This is a genomic window from Saccharopolyspora endophytica (assembly GCF_018070075.1).
Taxonomy (GTDB): domain Bacteria; phylum Actinomycetota; class Actinomycetes; order Mycobacteriales; family Pseudonocardiaceae; genus Saccharopolyspora; species Saccharopolyspora endophytica.
This window is the reverse complement of sequence record NZ_JAGPXE010000001.1, coordinates 671,434-687,454: the sequence shown is the minus strand read 5'-3', so window position 1 is coordinate 687,454 and position 16,021 is coordinate 671,434. Positions and strand designations below refer to the sequence as shown.

Sequence of the window (16,021 nt, the reverse complement as noted above, 5' to 3'; positions counted from 1 at the left end):
CGCGATCGCCGTTTCGAACCTCTTTCACCCAACGGGGCGGTGGCATCACCGAAAGTGGTGGCACGCGGTGTCGATCACCGCACCCCAGCCCACCTGCAACGTCGTGACCTGTGCTGTGCGGACAGTGATCATCGCTGGTAGATCGGCATGCGGGGAATCTCACCAATGCCTCCAGGTGGTTCACACCTGCGGTGTCCGGTGGCCTAGGTTGCACGGCATGCCAGCCCTCTCCAAGCCCGCGAACCGGCCGTGGGAGCGACGTCCCCGACCCGCTCGCCCGCCTGGTCCGTCCGGCCCCCCGACCCGATCCAGCTGGCGTCCGAAGTAAGCGACGCCTCCGCTCAGACCAGACCGCACTGCTGCGGTCGCCTGATTTTGCCGACAATTCACCAAACCCTCCAGGCATGTCGGTAGTTTCCGCCTTCGCCAGGCGATCACCGTCGATCTCCGGATCCGTCCGAAGGAAGACCTGGAGGGCTTGAGATGTCCGATTCCCACGTTCCGTTATCCGGCCGGCTCACCCGGCGCGCCGTGCTGCTGGGCGGCGCCGCCGCCTTCGGCGCGACCGCGCTGGGTGGCTCGGCCGTCGCCAACGCGCTGGCGATGCCCGGCGCAGGTGTGCGCAAGCTGGCCGATCCCTTCACCCTCGGCGTCGCCTCCGGCGACCCGCTGCCCGACGGCGTGGTGCTGTGGACCCGGCTCGCACCCGAACCCACCAACGACGACGGCCTGGGCGGGATGCCCGAGAAGGTCGTGCCGGTGCAGTGGGAGGTCGCGACCGACGAGAAGTTCAGCGACGTCGTGCAGTCCGGTGAGGCGCAGGCCGCTCCGGAGCTCGGGCACAGCGTCCACGTCGAGCTGGAGGGCCTCCAGCCGGGCGCCGAGTACTTCTACCGGTTCAAGGCCCAGGACGCGATCTCACCGGTCGGCCGCACCCGGACCGCCCCGGCGGCGGGATCGCTCGGCGAGCTGACCATGTGCTTCGCCTCGTGCGCCCACTACGGCGAGGGCTACTTCACCGCCTACAAGCGGATGGCCGAGGACGAACCGCACCTGATCCTGCACCTCGGCGACTACCAGTACGAGTACGCCGCGGCCGACGACGACGTCCGGAAGGTCCTCGGGCCGGAGACCCGCACGCTCGCCAACTACCGGCAGCGGCACGCGCAGTACAAGACCGACCCGGATCTGCAGCTCGCGCACGCCACGGCGCCGTGGGTCGTGGTCTGGGACGACCACGAGACCGAGAACAACTGGGCCGACGAGACCCCGGAGAAGCCCGACGACGGTTTCCTCGACCGCCGCGAGGCCGCGTTCCAGGCGTACTACGAGAACATGCCGCTGCGTTCGACTTCCAAGCCGAGCGGGATCGATCTCCAGCTGTACCGCCGACTCTCGTGGGGGTCGCTGGTGAACTTCCACATGCTCGACACCCGGCAGTACCGCAGCGACCAGGCCTGCGGCGACGGCGTCCAGCCCGGTTGCGACGACCGCGAGGACCCGAACCGCTCGCTGACCGGCGCCGAGCAGGAGAAGTGGCTCGTCGACGGGTTCAACAGCACCTCGGCCCGCTGGGACGTGCTGGGGCAGCAGGTGTTCTTCTCCAAGATCGACCTGACCCCGGGTTCCGAAGAGGGCTACAACATGGACGCCTGGGACGGCTACGTCGCCAACCGCGACCGCATCGCCGACGCCATGGCCGACAGCGCGGTCCGCAACGGGGTCGTGCTCACCGGTGACGTCCACCGGCACTGGGCGGCGGAGATCAAGCGCACTCACGACGACCCGGACTCCCCCGCGGTCGGCACCGAGCTGGTGACGACGTCGATCACCAGCGGCGGCGACGGCAGCGACGACACCAACGACGAGGTCCTGGCCGAGAACCCGCACGTGAAGTACTACGCGAACCGCCGGGGCTACGTCCGGACGACGTTCACCGAGTCCCAGCTCACGGCCGACTACCGGACCGTGGCGACGGTGTCCGAGAAGGACGCCCCGGCGACGACCGCGAAGACCTTCGTGGTCGAAGACGGCAACCCCGCCCTCAACCCCGCCTGACCCCGGCCGCGAGCTCCCACCACCCGATCGAACCCGAGCGCGATGCCCCTCCCGGCATCTCCCACCTCCCGCTCGGGTCCTCGATCGGGTGGTGCCTCGTGCCTGCCACCGGCTGATCCGCACGATTTCAGCGGAAGTCGGGGGTCTGATTTCCACTGAAGTCCGGTTCCGGATCTCCACTGAAATCCTGCCGTTCAGCCTGCCGGGGGCGGTGGCAGACTGACGGGGTGCGTTGGGTGTGGGTGGTTGTCGTGGTGGCGGCGGGGAGTCTGGTCGCCCCGTTCGCGTGGGCCTGGGGACGGAGCGTCGGCCGGGTTCGCGATGTGGGCGACGTGCCCGAGTCGGACGTCGCCCTGGTCCTGGGCGCCGGAGTCAGGTGGGACGGGGTTCCCAGCCGGATCCTCCAGGGGCGGTTGGACGTCGCGCGGGAGCTGCTCCGGGCCGGGAAGGTCCGGCGGATCATCGTCAGCGGGTCGCCGGAGTCGCGCGGGCACAGCGAGCCGGTCGTGATGCGGCGCTACCTCCAGGCGCGCGGGCTCCCGGACGAGGCCGTGGTGCTCGACGAGTCCGGTGTGGACACCTACTCCTCGTGCCGGACGGCGGCCCGCGAGCACGATTCGCTGATCGTGGTGACCACCCGCTTCCACCTGCGGCGATCGATCGCGCTGGCGCGGCGGCTCGGGATCGACGCCTACGGCGTCGGGCACGACGCCGCGGCCGACGGGCTCCGGCGCGTCAACGCGCGGGCGACCCGCCGCGAGGTCCTCGCGACCGTCAAGGCCTTCTGGCTGCCGCGCTGATCCCTACTGCACGACGATCGTGTGCACCGGCAGGCCCGGGTTCGCCGGCATGTCCAGCGGCGACGGCTTGGCGCCGGAGTGCAGCACGTGCGCGCCCAGCGCCGCGATCATCGCGCCGTTGTCGGTGCACAGCCGGGGACGCGGCACGCGCAGCGTGATCCCGGCCGCCGCGCAGCGCTCGCGCGCCAGCTCCGACAGCCGCGAATTCGCCGCCACCCCACCGGAGATCACCAGGGTGTCGATGTCGTGGTCCCGCGCCGCGCGGACCGCCTTGGCGGTGAGCACGTCGGCGACGGCCTCCTGGAACGAGGCGCACACGTCCGGGATCGGGATGTCCCGGCCCGCGCGCTGCTCGGTCTCCACCCAGCGGGCGACCGCGGTCTTCAGGCCGGAGAAGGAGAAGTCGTACTTCGCGTCGCGCGGACCGGTGAGCCCGCGCGGGAACGCGATGGCCTTCGGGTCGCCGAGCTTGGCCTGCTGGTCGATCGGCGGGCCGCCCGGGTAGGGCAGGTCGAGGATGCGGGCGACCTTGTCGTAGGCCTCACCGGCGGCGTCGTCGATGGTCGTGCCGACCTCGGTGATCTTCTCCCCGACGCCCTCCACCAGCAGCAACTGGCTGTGCCCGCCGGAGACCAGCAGGGCCAGGCAGCGCTCCGGCAGCGGACCGTGCTCCAGGGTGTCCACGGCGACGTGCCCGCCCAGGTGGTTCACGCCGAACAGCGGCACGTTCAGCGCGGTCGCGTACGCCTTCGCGGAGGCGACGCCGACCATCAGCGCTCCGGCCAGACCGGGTCCGGCCGTGACGGCGATCGCGTCCACATCGGACAGAGAAAGGCCCGATTCGTCCAGCGCGCGGCGCATCGTCGGCGCCATGGCGGCCAGGTGCGCGCGGCTGGCGATCTCCGGGACCACGCCGCCGAAGCGCGCGTGCTCGTCCACACTGGACGCCACCGCGTCGGCCAGCAGCTCCACGCGGCCGTCGGCGGAGAGCCGGACCAGGCCGACTCCCGTCTCATCGCAGGAACTCTCGATCCCCAGAACGATCCGCTCGCTCATGACGCCTCCAGTGTCACGGCTCATGACGCCTCCACGGCTTCGCGTCGCATGGTGTGGGCATCGGCCCCCGAGGGCTGGTAGTACCGCGGGCGCAGGCCGACGATCTCGAAGCCGTGGGCGCGGTACATCGCGATCGCCGGCTCGTTGTCGGTGCGCACCTCCAGGAACGTCGTCGCCCGGTGCTCGTCGGCGCGCGTCAGCAGCGCGCGCAGCAGGGCCTTGCCGACGCCGCGCCCCTGGTGCTCGGGGTCGACGCCGATGGTGTGCACCTCGGCCTCCGCGTGCGGCGGGCGGCCGTTGACCGCCAGGCCCGCGTAGCCGATCAGCCGTTCGTCGAGGTAGGCGCCGAGGTAGTAGTGGCCCTGGTCCAGCTCGGAGGAGAACGCCGACTTCGACCACGGGTCGTCGCCGCCGAAGAGCACCTGCTCCAGCTGCGCGCAGCGGCGCAGGTCGGCCCGCCGCAGCTTGAGGACCTCGACCTCGGTGACCGACTCGCTCACCGGGTGAGCACCGACTTCCGCTTCCCGGGCTCCTCGGCGTCCGGTCGCCGCAGGTACAGCGGCACCAGCGGCTCGGGGTCGGCGTCGAGCGCGGCGGCGGCCACCAGACCGGCGGGGGTGGGGAACCGCGGTTCGACGGCGTCGAGGCCGACGGCCTCGGCCAGCTCCCCCGCCGCCACCGCGCAGCCGCTGGTGGGGACGTCGGCGGGGCACGCGACGTGCGGGCCGTCGACGCGGGTCGCGCCGTCGTAGACGGCCCAGTAGGTCTCCTTGCGGCGCGCGTCGGTGGCGACCAGCAGCGGACCGGTCACCTCAGCGGCGGCGGCGATGGCGTCCAGGCTGCACACCGGGTGCACCGGGACGTCGCACGCCTGGCCGAGGGCGGCGGCGGTGGCCAGGCCGACCCGCAGGCCGGTGAAGGGCCCCGGTCCGATCCCGGCGACGATCGCGTCGACGTCGGCGAAGCCGCGACCGGCCTCCTCCATGACGTCGACCAGTTGCGGCATCAGCAGTTCGCCGTGCGCGCGCGGGTTGATCGTGACGCGCTCGGCGAGAACCCGCGGGCTGCCTTCGTCGAGGTCGACCAGCCCCGCCGTGACCGCGGGCGTCGAGGTGTCCAGCGCAATGACGAGCACAGCTATCCAGCGTACGTCAGCGCTGGTCACGGACGTCCATCGGGTCAGCGGGCACCACCGCACGCGGTGCCTCCGACCACACCCCGGATGCGCGGCGGCCCCCGGCTCGTGCCGGGGGCCGCCGCGCGTGGGGACGATCAGCGCATCGCGTGCTGCTGCTTGGCGCGGGTGACGGCCATGACGTGCTCCATCAGGGTCGTCAGCAGCTGCTTGTTGGAGTCCCGCTGCCGCGCGTCGCAGAGCATGATCGGCACGTTCTCATCGATGTCCAGCGCGCGCCGGACCTCTTCCGGATCGTAGATCTGGGTGCCGTTGAAGCAGTTCACACCGATGATGAACGGCAGCCCGCGGCCCTCGAAGTAGTCGATCGCCGCGAAGCAGGTGTCCAGTCGCCGGGTGTCGGCCAGCACGATCGCCCCGAGCGCCCCGTTGGCCAGTTCGTTCCACATGAACCAGAAGCGCTCCTGGCCCGGGGTCCCGAACAGGTACAGGATCAGGTCCGAACTGATGGTGATGCGGCCGAAGTCGAAGGCCACCGTGGTGGTGGTCTTGCGCTCCACGCCCGTCAGGTCGTCGACCCCGGCGCTCGCCTCGGTCAGCGTCTCCTCGGTCCGCAGGGGCACGATCTCGCTGACCGACCCCACCAGGGTCGTCTTGCCGACACCGAACCCGCCCGCGATGAGGATCTTCGCGGCGACCGCGTTGAGGCTGGCTTGTTCAGAGTTTGCGGATCCCATCCAGCACCTTCTGCATCATGTCGAGGCTCGGTCCGGTCGTCGGCGACGAGTCCGGTCCGAAGACCACGTAGTCCCGCTCGATCAAGTCACTGATCAGAATCTTCACCACGCCCAGCGGCAAGTCCGCTCGTGCGGCGACCTCGGCGACCGAGACCGGATACCCGCATCCCTGCAGCACCCGCTGGTAGTTGGGTGACAGCGCACGCGCGTTCGGCGGCAGCGGTTGGCGCGCCACGACGAGCGTGATCAGGTCGAGCTCGTAGCTCGTGGCCCGCGTACGCCCCTTGGTCAGGGCGTACGGACGCACCACCGGTCCCGCATCCTCGTCGAACCACCCTCGCCCACCTGACATGGCGCTCACACATCAAGGGGAGAACCGGCGGCACGGGGCGCGGAGCTCAGGTAGTTGCCCACCCTGGTCACCATTCGGTTCGCCTCGAAGGCGATCATGCCGAGGTCGGCGTCCGCGGCGGCGATCAGCGCGAGGCAGGCACCCTCGCTGGCCGCGGTGACCATCAGGAAGCAGTTCGCCATCTCCACGACGGTCTGGTAGACCTCACCGCCGTCGAACTGCAGCGCCGCACCCTTCGACAGGCTCTGGAAACCGGAGGCCACCGCCGCCAGGTGCTCCGCGTCGGCTTGGCCGAGCTGCGGCGTCTTGCCCAGCAGCAGGCCGTCGGAGGACAGCAACGCGGCCTTGTCCGCGCCGGCCAGCCGCTGCACGAGATCGTTGAGCAGCCAGTCAACTTCCTTGCTATAAGCCTTCAGCGTCATGCCTCGTTTCCTCCTGGCCGCGCACCGTCGTTGTTCACGTCGTTGGTGCGCGCTCGCTTGGTGCCTGTCTGGAAGGCGTTCATGCTGTTGCGGAACCTGTCGGGCGTCCGCGGCGGACCGCTGCTGGGAGCGGGCTGCTGCGGCGCGGATTCAGGCTTCTGGTTCTGGTCGATCTGGGCGCGGAGCGGCGCCGCGAGATTGGCCTTCTGACCGCGCCGGCGCTGCGGGAGCGGCGGCTTGTCGGCCGAGCTCGAAACCGACGTGTCCACCGAAACCCCGGCCGTGGTACCGCTCTTCGGCGGACCAGAGCCGTTGGTTCCGTTCGCAACGACCTCCGTCGGGAGGATTTCACCAGACGCGTTGGGCATGTTCGACGACAGCCCCGGCATGTTCGCCGGAGGCTCCGGCGCGATCCGCCGTCCCATCGCCGGACGCTGCTGTTCGTTGACCCGGGGCTCGGGCTGGCGCGGCGGCTCCGGCTGGCGCGGCGGCGCGGCGGGGCGACGCTGCTCGGCCGGGTTCTGCTGCGGCGCACCGATCTCACCGGTGGCCGGCCCGGATCCGTTGGCACCCGGGTGGGTCCAACGTTGCGTGGCCGCCTCGTGGCCGACCGGGTTGTGCGGGGTGATCGGGCTGTCGGGCCCGATCGGGTCCGGAATGACGTCCGGGTCGAGCCGGCCCTCCATCCAGCGCTTGCGCGGGATCTTCGGCCGGGTCTCCGGCTCGGCGGCCGGAACCGCGGGCTGCGAACCGCTCTGCTCGACGCGCTCCTGGCGCTCGGTCTGCGGACCGCGCTCGGCGACGATGTGGTTCGGGATCAGCGCCACGGCCCGGATCCCGCCGTAGGCGGAGTCGCGCAGGGTGACCTTGATGCCGTGCCTGCCCGCCAGCTGCGCGACCACGAACAGACCCATCCGGGCCTCTTCGGACAGCGCCATCACCGAGAAGTCGGGCGGGCTGGCCAGCAGCTGGTTGAGCTCGTCGAGCTTCTCGGCTTCCAGGCCGATGCCCTGGTCCTCGATCTCGACGATGATGCCCTTGCCGACCACGTTGCCGCGGACCTCGACGTGCGATTCCGGCGGCGAGAACGAGGTCGCGTTGTCCACCAGCTCGGCGAGCAGGTGCACGAGGTCGGCGACCGCGCGGCCCTGCACCGAGATCTCCGGCAGCTGCTGGATCTCGACGCGGGCGTAGAGCTCGGTCTCGGCGACCGCGCCCTGCACGACGTCGTGCAGCAGGACCGGGTTGCGCCACTGCCGGCCGGGGCGCTGACCACCGAGGATGATCAGGTTCTCGGCGTTGCGGCGGGACTGGGTCGCGAGGTGGTCGAGCTGGAACAGCAGCTCCAGCTGGTCCGGGTCCTCCAGCTTGCGCTCGGCCTTGTCGAGCACCTGCAGCTGGCGGTGGACCATGACCTGGCTGCGGTGGGCGATGTTGAGGAACACCGAGCGGACACCCTGCCGGGTCTCGGCCTCGGCAACGGTCGCGCGGATCGCGGTGCGCTGCGCCTCGTTGAAGGCGTTGGCGACCTCACCGATCTCGTCGCTGCCGAAGCGCAGCCAGGAGACCTCGCGCTCGACGTCGACCTGCTTGCCGTTGCGCAGCCGCGCCACGACCGACGGCATCTCCCGCTCGGCCAGCGCCAGCGTCTCGCTGCGCAGCTTGTTGAGCCGTCGCACCAGCAGGTTCGCCAGCCGCAGGGCGATCAGGAAGACGATCAGGACGATGAGCACGATGATCGCGCCGGTGATCGCCGAGGTCAGCAGCGTCTCGCCGGCGACCGTGCCACCGAGGACCAGCGCGTACTGGTAGTGCGAGGTCGACAGGGCGTTGAGCTCGCGCGCCAGGTCGTGCGTGGAGCTGATCCAGTCGGTGGTGCTGACCGGGACCTTGATGACCTGGCCGGCCGCGGCCTGGGCACCGGCGATCTCCATGGCGTCCTGCACCGCGTCGACGCGGGTCCAGGCGGAGCCCTTCTGGAGGTCCTTGTAGGTCTGCTCCTCGACCGGCGTCATTCGCGGCGTCAGCGAGTTCAGGTTGTCGTGGAAGGCGCCGATCTGGTGCGCGTACTCGTGGTACTGCGCGGGCGTCATGCCGACCGAGGTGCGGCCCAGCGCGAGCGCGTGGCCTCGGGCCATGGCGTCGGCCGCGTCCATGAGGTCGGCGGACACCGAGCTCTCGTAGGAGACCTGAGCGTCCGGCGCGTACCGGACGTAGGTCCGCAGGCTCATGTTGTAGGCGTCGAACAGGCCGTTGTAGAACTTGTAGACCGCGTCCATCTCGGCCGGTCCGCCGTCGACCTGCTTGCGCACCTCCTTGACGGTGCCCAGCTGCGAGCGGAACTCGTCGAAGTTGCTCCGCGCCTCGCTCGGCACCGAGTCGGCGAACTCCTCCGCGACGCCGTCCATCTCAGCCAGCGAGGCGTCGAACTTCTTGCGGACCTCGTCGAGGTTGCGGCGCTCGTTGCGGTTGCTGAGGTAGACGAGGGTCAGCTGGCGCTCGTCCTGCAGGTTGGCGACGAATCTGGCCGAGGGGTCCTTGGCGTCGGCGAGTCTGCCGACGTAGTTCTGCACGCTCAGGCCGTGAAAGATCAGGTACCCGGACAAGCCCACGCCGACGAGCAGGGCCGCGACACTCGGGACGAGTGCGATGGCCATCAGGCGCGCCTTGATCGTGCCGGAGGCGAAGGAGCTTTTCAGCGTTGACATGGACCTCGTCTCAAACCTTCTCCGTTGGTTGGCCGCAGCAAGAAGAACCCACGCCGACCCTGCGTACCCCGAAACGGCCGGGCCTGCGGGTGCGCCGAAAAATTTCGGACCCACCGGCGCATCAGATGACGACGCAGCCTAGGACCGCAGTCATGCATGGTCAACGCGCTATTGGGACCTATCGACACAATTGTTATATACGCTGGTCGGGCAGTATGCGCGGGAAGATTAGCAGACGCGCTCGGCAATGCTGAATTGCATTGCCACTTATCCCATCACGCGGCGAACTGGTTCAGAACTGCAACATCGAGACCGCCTGCCCTGAACCGGTTCCGATTGGTTGGCCGCCCGGCCAGAACTGGTCCGGACCTACGCAGGATTACTCTGTTCGGCCTAATCGAAACGCTGCCAAAAGGGTGATTCAGACCCTACTTTACCGTCAGGTAGGCTCTCGCGACGTTGGCAGGTGAAAACCGGCCACACCGACTTTTCAAGCACCATTTCCCCCGACCCCAGAGGAAGTCAACACAACCCCGGAAAGTCATCTTCGAATAGCTTCTGGTCACTGGAAGTGACGCTCGCGGCCAAATGTCGCAATTCGATTACTCCTGGCGACCTGAAATGAATTTTCGATGACGCGGTGCACACCCGTCGGCATCGCGCGGGGTTAGCGACGGACCTGAAGTCGGACAAGTCCTGCCTTGGCCTGTTTGAGTACGTCGGCACGTCTTTTCCGCTCGGTGAATGGTCCCCGGTCGGCCATTTGAGTGCTGGCGCGCGAGAGGAGTTTGGATGGTTCACCCCGCCACCGCTCACGAGGAAGCCGCTCCGGCGCCCGGCACGCGACGCCGACGCTTCCTCACCTACGTCGCGGCGGCCCCGATGCTGACCGTCGCCGGCAAGTTCGTGATGGAAGGTGAAGCCGCCGCCGCACCCGGGCAGGTCGCCGGTCAGCTGCCGCTTCCCCCCGTCTCCGGGCTCATGGACTTCGGCGACCTCATGGAGATCGCCAGCGCGCCGACCATGGCGCTGATGAAGCTGGAGTTCACCGCGGACAACAAGGTCCGCTTCGAGCTGCCGCGCCTCGAATCCGGGCAGGGCATCAACACCGCCGTGGTGATGATGCTGGCCGAGGAGCTCGGCGCGCGCACCCAGGACGTCGTGGTCGAGCTCTCCGACGCCCGCCCCGAGCTGATGTTCAACCAGTTCACCGCGGCTTCGTCGTCGGTGCGCACGTTCTGGAAGCCGCTGCGCCAGATGGCCGCCACCGCGCGCTCCCGGCTGCTCACCGCCGCCGCCAAGAAGTGGAGCGTGTCCGCCGGCGGGCTGACCACCCAGGGCACCGGCGTGGTCGGCCCGGGCGGCCGCAAGGCCACCTTCGCCGAGCTGGCCAAGGACGCCGCCAAGGTGGTCGTCCCCTCGGTGCCCGCCACGCCGAAGAGCCCGGACGAGTTCAAGGTCCTCGGCAAGGGGCACACCCGCTCCGACGCCACCGCCATCGTCACCGGCAAGGCCCACTTCGTCTCGGACCTGAAGATCCCGGGTTCCGTGGTGGCCGTCGTGGTCCGCCCGCCGACCCTGGACGGCGAGGTCGAGTCCTACGACGACTCCGCCATCCGCAACGTCGCCGGGTTCAAGGGCACCGCTGAGATCTCCACCGGTGTCGCCGTGTGCGCCGAGTACACCTGGCAGGCCATGGAGCTGGCCAAGAAGCTCGACGTCACCTGGAAGCAGGGCCCCATCGCCGACATGTCGTCGGCGGACATCCAGGAGAAGCTGGCCGGGATGACCGGCAGCCTCGACGACGGGATCTCCGACAGCGACGGCGACGAGATCGACGAGAGCTTCGACTTCGCCTTCGTCAGCCACGCGCCGATGGAGGTCAACTACGCGATCGCCGACGTCAAGGACAACAGCGCCGAGATCTGGGTTCCCGCCCAGTCCCCGCAGGTCGCGCAGAAGGACGTCGCCGCGGCCGTCGGCGTGCTCGACGTCAAGGTGCACGTCACCCGCGCCGGCGGTTCCTTCGGCCGGCACCTGTTCCACGACGCCGCGGTCGAGGCCGCCGAGGTCTCCAAGGCCATCGGCAAGCCGGTCAAGCTGATGTGGACCCGCAACGACGACACCCGCCACGGCCGGATGCGCCCCGCCTCGCACCACCGCGTCAAGGCGTCGTTCCGCAGCGGCAAGGTGCGGTCCTGGGCGCACAAGATGGCCAGCGTCTCGACCGACTTCAACCACGGCATCGGTGACCTGATCACCTCGACCGCCGTGCAGTCCGGGATCGGCAAGCTCCCGGCCGCGCAGCTGTACTTCAACCTGACCCAGTCGGTGCCCTACGAGTTCGGCGCGACCACCATCTCGCTGAACGACTACCCGCTGGAGGGCGTGCACACCGGCAGCTGGCGGTCGGTGCACTCGGCGACCTTCCGCACCGCGGAGGACCTGGTCGTCGACCAGATCGCGGAGAAGGCCGGTTCCGACGCGGCGAACTTCCGGTTGGAGAACGCCAAGACCGACCGCGCGAAGGCCGTGCTGCAGAAGGTCATGAAGGACGGCAAGTGGGGCCGCTCGATGCCCAAGGGCCACGCCCAGGGCATCTCGATGCACGAGGAGTTCAAGTCGGTCGCGGCCTGCCTGGTCGAGATCAACGCCACGGACCCGAAGAAGCCGCGGGTCACCAAGGCCGTGATCGCCGTCGACGCGGGCGTTCCGCTGAACCCGCGCGGCATCGAGGCTCAGATGATGGGCGGCCTGACCGACGCGATCTCCACGGTGCTGCAGGCGGGCATCCACATCGACAACGGTGCGGTGCGCGAGGGCAGCTACGGGGACTTCCTCTGGGCGCGTCAGCGTCACACCCCCACCGACCTGCAGATCCACGTCATGCCGGCCACCACCGACGAGCCGGGCGGTGTGGGCGAGCTGGGCGTGCCGGTGTGCGCGGGTGCGATCGCCACCGCCTACGCCCGCGCGACCGGCACCAAGCCGCGCAGCTTCCCGGTCAACTACTGATTCCGGCCTGAAGAGATCTTCCGCTAAGGAGTCCCCGAGCGACATGCCCAAGTACGAGTTCACCGTCAACGGCAAGGACGTCGAGGTCGACGTCCCCGCGGAGATGCCCCTGCTGTGGGTGCTGCGCGACGAGCTGCGCATCACCGGTCCCAAGTACGGCTGCGGTGTCGGCGTCTGCCGCGCCTGCACCTGCCTGCAGGACGACGAGGCCGTCCAGACCTGCATGGTCAAGGCCGAGGACGCCGACGGCACCGAGATCACCACGATCGAGGGCCTGGCCGACGACGACGAGCTGCACCCGGTGCAGCAGGCGTGGTTGGACCGGGACGTCGCGCAGTGCGGCTTCTGCCAGCCCGGCCAGATCATGCAGGCCGTCGCGCTGATCAACGAGACCAGCGAGCCGACCGACGCGGACATCGACAAGATCGAGAACGTCTGCCGCTGCGGCACCTACGGCCGGATCCGCCAGGCCATCAAGCAGGCCGCCGAGAACATGTGATCCTGCGTGGCCGGGCGGGGAATCCCTCCGCCCGGCCACGAGCACAGGAACAGTTCACGAAGAGAAGTTGATGAGGGCATGACACTTCGCAAGTCTTTCGCCGCCGGGATCGTCTTCGCCTGCGCGGCTCTTTCCGCGTGCGGCGGTGGTTCTTCCGAGGGCCAGGACCACAGCATGCACATGCAGCACGGCGGCGGCGAGCAGGCCGGCGGCGGCATGCAGATGAACATGGGCGACGCCAACGCCACTCCGGCCAAGGACGTGCAGGGCGCGCAGCTGCGCACCAACCCGTTCACGCTGCTGCCCACTCGTGCGCCGGGCACCGACCAGGCCGCGGGCACCGCGTGGATGGCGATCCACCCGGGCGGCACGACGGTCACGCTGGAGATGACCGGTCTGGCGCCGAACGGCAAGTACATGGCCCACGTGCACGCCAAGCCGTGCGCGGAGGAGGCCGGCGGTGAGCACTTCAAGTTCGACCCCGCCGGGTCGGAGATGCCGCCGAACGAGATCCACCTGGCGTTCACCGCTGACGCCACCGGCCGCGGTTTCATGACCGCCGAGAACGACAAGCCGGCCGAGGCCGCCAAGTCGCTCGTGGTCCACCCGGCCGAGTTCACCGACAACCGAATCGCATGCGCCGACCTCTGAGAACCACCGTCGGTGCGGTCCTGAGCGCGCTACTGGTCCTGCTGGGCGCGGGCACCGCGTTCGCGCACAGCGGGCTCAACTCCGCTTCCCCCGGCCCGGGTGAAACCGCCCAGGCCGGTGTGGACCGCATCGAGATGGATTTCGCAGGGGCCCTGGACGAGTCGAAGCCGCCGAAGATCGAGGTGAAGGATCCCGCGGGATCCGATCACGTCTCGGGTGAGGCGGACGTCGACGGCAACCACGTGACCGTCCACATCGAAGCGCTGAAACCCGGTCTGCACACGGTGAAGTACCGGACCGTCTTCGACGACGGCCACACCACCGAGGGCGGCTTCTACCTCAACGTCGCCCCGGCTCCGCCGGGCGAGTCCGGCGGCGGCAGCTACATGCTCTGGCTGAGCATCGGCGGTGGCGCGGTGATCGTCGTGCTGCTGATCGTGGTGATCGCCCTGATCCCGCGCCGGTCGGAGTCCGAGTAGCACCAGAACGACGAGAACGGCCCCCTCCTGGGTTCACCTGGAAGGGGGCCGTTTTCGAATTTCGCGCGAAATTCGAGGCCGAGGTTTCGCGTTCGAATTTCGCGCGAAATTCGAATCCGACCTCGAAAGCCGCTGCTCAGAGGTGGTTCTCGGCCAGCGTTGCGGCGAGGGTCGTGAGGATGGGGGCCGGGTCGGCCATGCAGCGCTGCGGGTCCGGCTCGACGTCGAGGAGGGCGTAGGCGGCGTCGATCCCCGCCTCCGCCAGCCGCTCCTGGGTGAGCTCGCAGCGGCCCGCGATGGCGATGACCGGGATTCCCGCTTCGATGGCGCGAGCCGCGACCCCGGCCGGGGCCTTGCCGTGCAGGGTCTGCTCATCCAGCGCGCCTTCGCCGGTGATGACCAGTCCCGCGCCGTCGAGCCGGTCGTGGAAGCCGACGAGGTCGAGGACGACGTCCACGCCGGGCCGCATCGTCGCGCCCAGCGCCGCCAGAGCGGCGAAGCCGACTCCGCCCGCCGCGCCCGCGCCGGGCTGCTCGGCGACGTCGCGTCCGCCCGCGGCCTTCATGGCCTGCGCGTACCGGGCCAGAGCGGCGTCGAGGAGCTCCACCTGCTCGGGGTTCGCGCCCTTCTGCGGCCCGTAGACGTGGGCGGCGCCGTTCGGTCCGGTGAGCGGGTTGTTCACATCGGACGCGAGGATCAGATCGACCTCACCGATCCTGGGGTCCAGCCCGGACAGGTCGATCTCGCCGACGCCCGCCAGCGGACCGCCGCCGGGCGCGACCGGATTCCCGTTCGCGTCCAGGATCCTCGCGCCGAGGACGGTGAGCAGCCCGGCACCGCCGTCGGTGCAGGCGCTGCCGCCGACGCCGAGCACGATCCGCTGTGCGCCGGTGCTCAGCGCCGCCAGCAGCGCCTCGCCGGTCCCGTCGCTGGAGGCTCCGAGGGCGTCGAGGTCGTCGGGGTCGAGCAGCGCGAGGCCGGAGGCGGAGGCGAGTTCGACGACGGCGGTCTCCCCGTCGTAGGCGATCTCGGTGTCCACCGGGTACCCGGTGGGGCCGCTGACCGGCACGGTCATCCGGGCGTACCCGGCGGCCAGCGCCGCGTCCACGGTGCCGTCACCGCCGTCGGCGACGGGGGCGAGCCGCAGCTCCACGTCGGGCCGCGCCTGGCGCAACCCGGCGGCGACCGCCTCGGCCACTTCCGGCGCCGTGAGGGTGCCTTTGAACTTGTCCGGTGCGATGAGGACGGGACCGGGCAACGTGACGCCTCCTTGGTTCAGCTCGCGATCCAGCCGAAGGATTCGGTACTGGCGCCGCTGGGTTTGTATTCGAGTCCGATGTGGCCGGTGTAGCCGACCTCGTCGAGCCGGCTGAAGTAGTGCGCGAAGTCGATCGATCCGGTGCCGGGTTCCCCGCGTCCCGGCGAGTCGGCGATCTGCACGTGCCCGATCGCTTCTGGGCGCCGGTCGAGCACCGAGTTCGGATCGTCGCCGTTGGTGACCAGGTGGTACAGGTCGAGCAGCAGGTGGACGGCGTCCACCTCGCCGGCCTCGCGCACCCGGTCGACGACGGCGAGCCCGTCGGCGGCGGTCCGCAGCGGATAGCTCGGGATCCCGCTGACCGGCTCGATGAGAACGGTACCGCCGATCCGGGCGACGCCGCGGGCGGCGCGCACCAGGCTCTCGGTGGCGGCCTCGTCCTGGGCGCGCGGGTCCACGCCGTCGATGCGGTTGCCGTAGAGCGCGTTGAACGCGCGGCAACCGAGGCGCTCGCCGATCTCGCAGAGCACGTCGATGTTGGCCGCGAACTGCCCGGCCCGGTCCGGATCGGACAGCACTCCTCGCTCACCCGCGGCCAGGTCGCCGCCGTAGAAGTTCAGTCCTACCAGCGACACACCGGCGTCGTCGATGGCCCGGATGAACTTCTCCACGTCGGCTTCGGCGGGCACGGCGGTCTCGAACGGCCACCAGAACTCCACCCGGTCGAACCCCGCGGCCTTGGCGGCGGCGGGTCGTTCCAGCAGATCCAGCTCGGTGAACAGGATCGACAGATTGACGTCGAATCGGTCGGTCTTCATCGGCTTCCCGTCTGGGTCGTGGTTGCACGCGGA

General features: G+C 69.7%; 15 protein-coding genes. 6 read left to right on the top strand and 9 right to left on the bottom strand.

Features of this window, described 5'->3' with window-relative positions; all coding sequences use genetic code 11:
• Positions 1 to 483: 483 nt before the first annotated feature.
• Together KBO27_RS03350 and KBO27_RS03345 are read left to right on the top strand one after the other, a co-directional pair.
• Positions 484 to 2,058, top strand: coding sequence for an alkaline phosphatase D family protein (locus KBO27_RS03350; protein WP_210968454.1), 1,575 nt, complete (start codon positions 484 to 486; stop codon positions 2,056 to 2,058).
• Positions 2,059 to 2,294: 236 nt separating this feature from the next.
• Positions 2,295 to 2,858, top strand: a complete 564-nt coding sequence (locus KBO27_RS03345; RefSeq protein ID WP_210968453.1) for a SanA/YdcF family protein — start codon at positions 2,295 to 2,297, stop codon at positions 2,856 to 2,858.
• 3 nt (positions 2,859 to 2,861) lie between these two features.
• Here the strand turns inward: KBO27_RS03345 and tsaD are convergent, their stop codons facing one another.
• From tsaD to KBO27_RS03310, 7 genes are all read right to left on the bottom strand, one after another.
• Positions 2,862 to 3,914, bottom strand: coding sequence for a tRNA (adenosine(37)-N6)-threonylcarbamoyltransferase complex transferase subunit TsaD (tsaD, locus tag KBO27_RS03340; protein ID WP_210968452.1), 1,053 nt, complete (start codon positions 3,912 to 3,914; stop codon positions 2,862 to 2,864).
• A 20-nt stretch (positions 3,915 to 3,934) separates the two neighbouring features.
• Positions 3,935 to 4,414, bottom strand: coding sequence for a ribosomal protein S18-alanine N-acetyltransferase (gene rimI / locus KBO27_RS03335; protein ID WP_210968451.1), 480 nt, complete (start codon positions 4,412 to 4,414; stop codon positions 3,935 to 3,937).
• On the bottom strand, positions 4,411 to 5,049 hold the full coding sequence (gene tsaB, locus KBO27_RS03330) for a tRNA (adenosine(37)-N6)-threonylcarbamoyltransferase complex dimerization subunit type 1 TsaB (protein ID WP_210968450.1): 639 nt from the start codon (positions 5,047 to 5,049) through the stop codon (positions 4,411 to 4,413). Before tsaB ends, rimI begins: the two co-directional genes overlap by 4 nt.
• A gap of 137 nt (positions 5,050 to 5,186) precedes the next feature.
• Positions 5,187 to 5,786, bottom strand: coding sequence for a GTP-binding protein (locus tag KBO27_RS03325; protein ID WP_132676949.1), 600 nt, complete (start codon positions 5,784 to 5,786; stop codon positions 5,187 to 5,189).
• A complete protein-coding gene (locus KBO27_RS03320; RefSeq protein WP_132677025.1) occupies positions 5,767 to 6,138 on the bottom strand; it encodes a DUF742 domain-containing protein in 372 nt (123 codons plus the stop codon). Before KBO27_RS03320 ends, KBO27_RS03325 begins: the two co-directional genes overlap by 20 nt.
• A gap of 5 nt (positions 6,139 to 6,143) precedes the next feature.
• Positions 6,144 to 6,560, bottom strand: coding sequence for a roadblock/LC7 domain-containing protein (locus KBO27_RS03315; RefSeq protein ID WP_132682647.1), 417 nt, complete (start codon positions 6,558 to 6,560; stop codon positions 6,144 to 6,146).
• Positions 6,557 to 9,268 (bottom strand): nitrate- and nitrite sensing domain-containing protein, encoded by a 2,712-nt coding sequence (locus KBO27_RS03310; RefSeq protein ID WP_210968449.1) that lies wholly within the window; start codon positions 9,266 to 9,268, stop codon positions 6,557 to 6,559. The genes KBO27_RS03315 and KBO27_RS03310 overlap by 4 nt, the downstream gene beginning before the upstream one ends.
• Before the next feature lie 792 nt (positions 9,269 to 10,060).
• Here KBO27_RS03310 and KBO27_RS03305 point away from each other — a divergent pair.
• From KBO27_RS03305 to KBO27_RS03290, 4 genes are all read left to right on the top strand, one after another.
• The gene (locus tag KBO27_RS03305; RefSeq protein WP_210968448.1) at positions 10,061 to 12,283 is read left to right on the top strand and encodes a xanthine dehydrogenase family protein molybdopterin-binding subunit; all 2,223 of its coding nucleotides are present in this window, start codon (positions 10,061 to 10,063) and stop codon (positions 12,281 to 12,283) included.
• Between the two features lie 43 nt (positions 12,284 to 12,326).
• Entirely contained in the window at positions 12,327 to 12,782 is a 456-nt protein-coding gene (locus tag KBO27_RS03300; protein WP_132676955.1) for a (2Fe-2S)-binding protein, read from the top strand.
• A 78-nt stretch (positions 12,783 to 12,860) separates the two neighbouring features.
• Positions 12,861 to 13,433: a superoxide dismutase family protein gene (locus KBO27_RS03295; protein WP_210968447.1), complete on the top strand. Its 573-nt coding sequence runs from the start codon at positions 12,861 to 12,863 to the stop codon at positions 13,431 to 13,433.
• Positions 13,418 to 13,912: a copper resistance CopC family protein gene (locus KBO27_RS03290; RefSeq protein WP_210968446.1), complete on the top strand. Its 495-nt coding sequence runs from the start codon at positions 13,418 to 13,420 to the stop codon at positions 13,910 to 13,912. The genes KBO27_RS03295 and KBO27_RS03290 overlap by 16 nt, the downstream gene beginning before the upstream one ends.
• A 136-nt stretch (positions 13,913 to 14,048) precedes the next feature.
• On the opposite strand, the gene KBO27_RS03285 is transcribed toward KBO27_RS03290, so the two are convergent.
• Together KBO27_RS03285 and KBO27_RS03280 are read right to left on the bottom strand one after the other, a co-directional pair.
• Entirely contained in the window at positions 14,049 to 15,170 is a 1,122-nt protein-coding gene (locus KBO27_RS03285; RefSeq protein ID WP_210968445.1) for a glycerate kinase, read from the bottom strand.
• Positions 15,171 to 15,187: 17 nt separating this feature from the next.
• Entirely contained in the window at positions 15,188 to 15,988 is an 801-nt protein-coding gene (locus KBO27_RS03280; protein ID WP_210968444.1) for a hydroxypyruvate isomerase family protein, read from the bottom strand.
• Positions 15,989 to 16,021 lie beyond the last annotated feature (33 nt).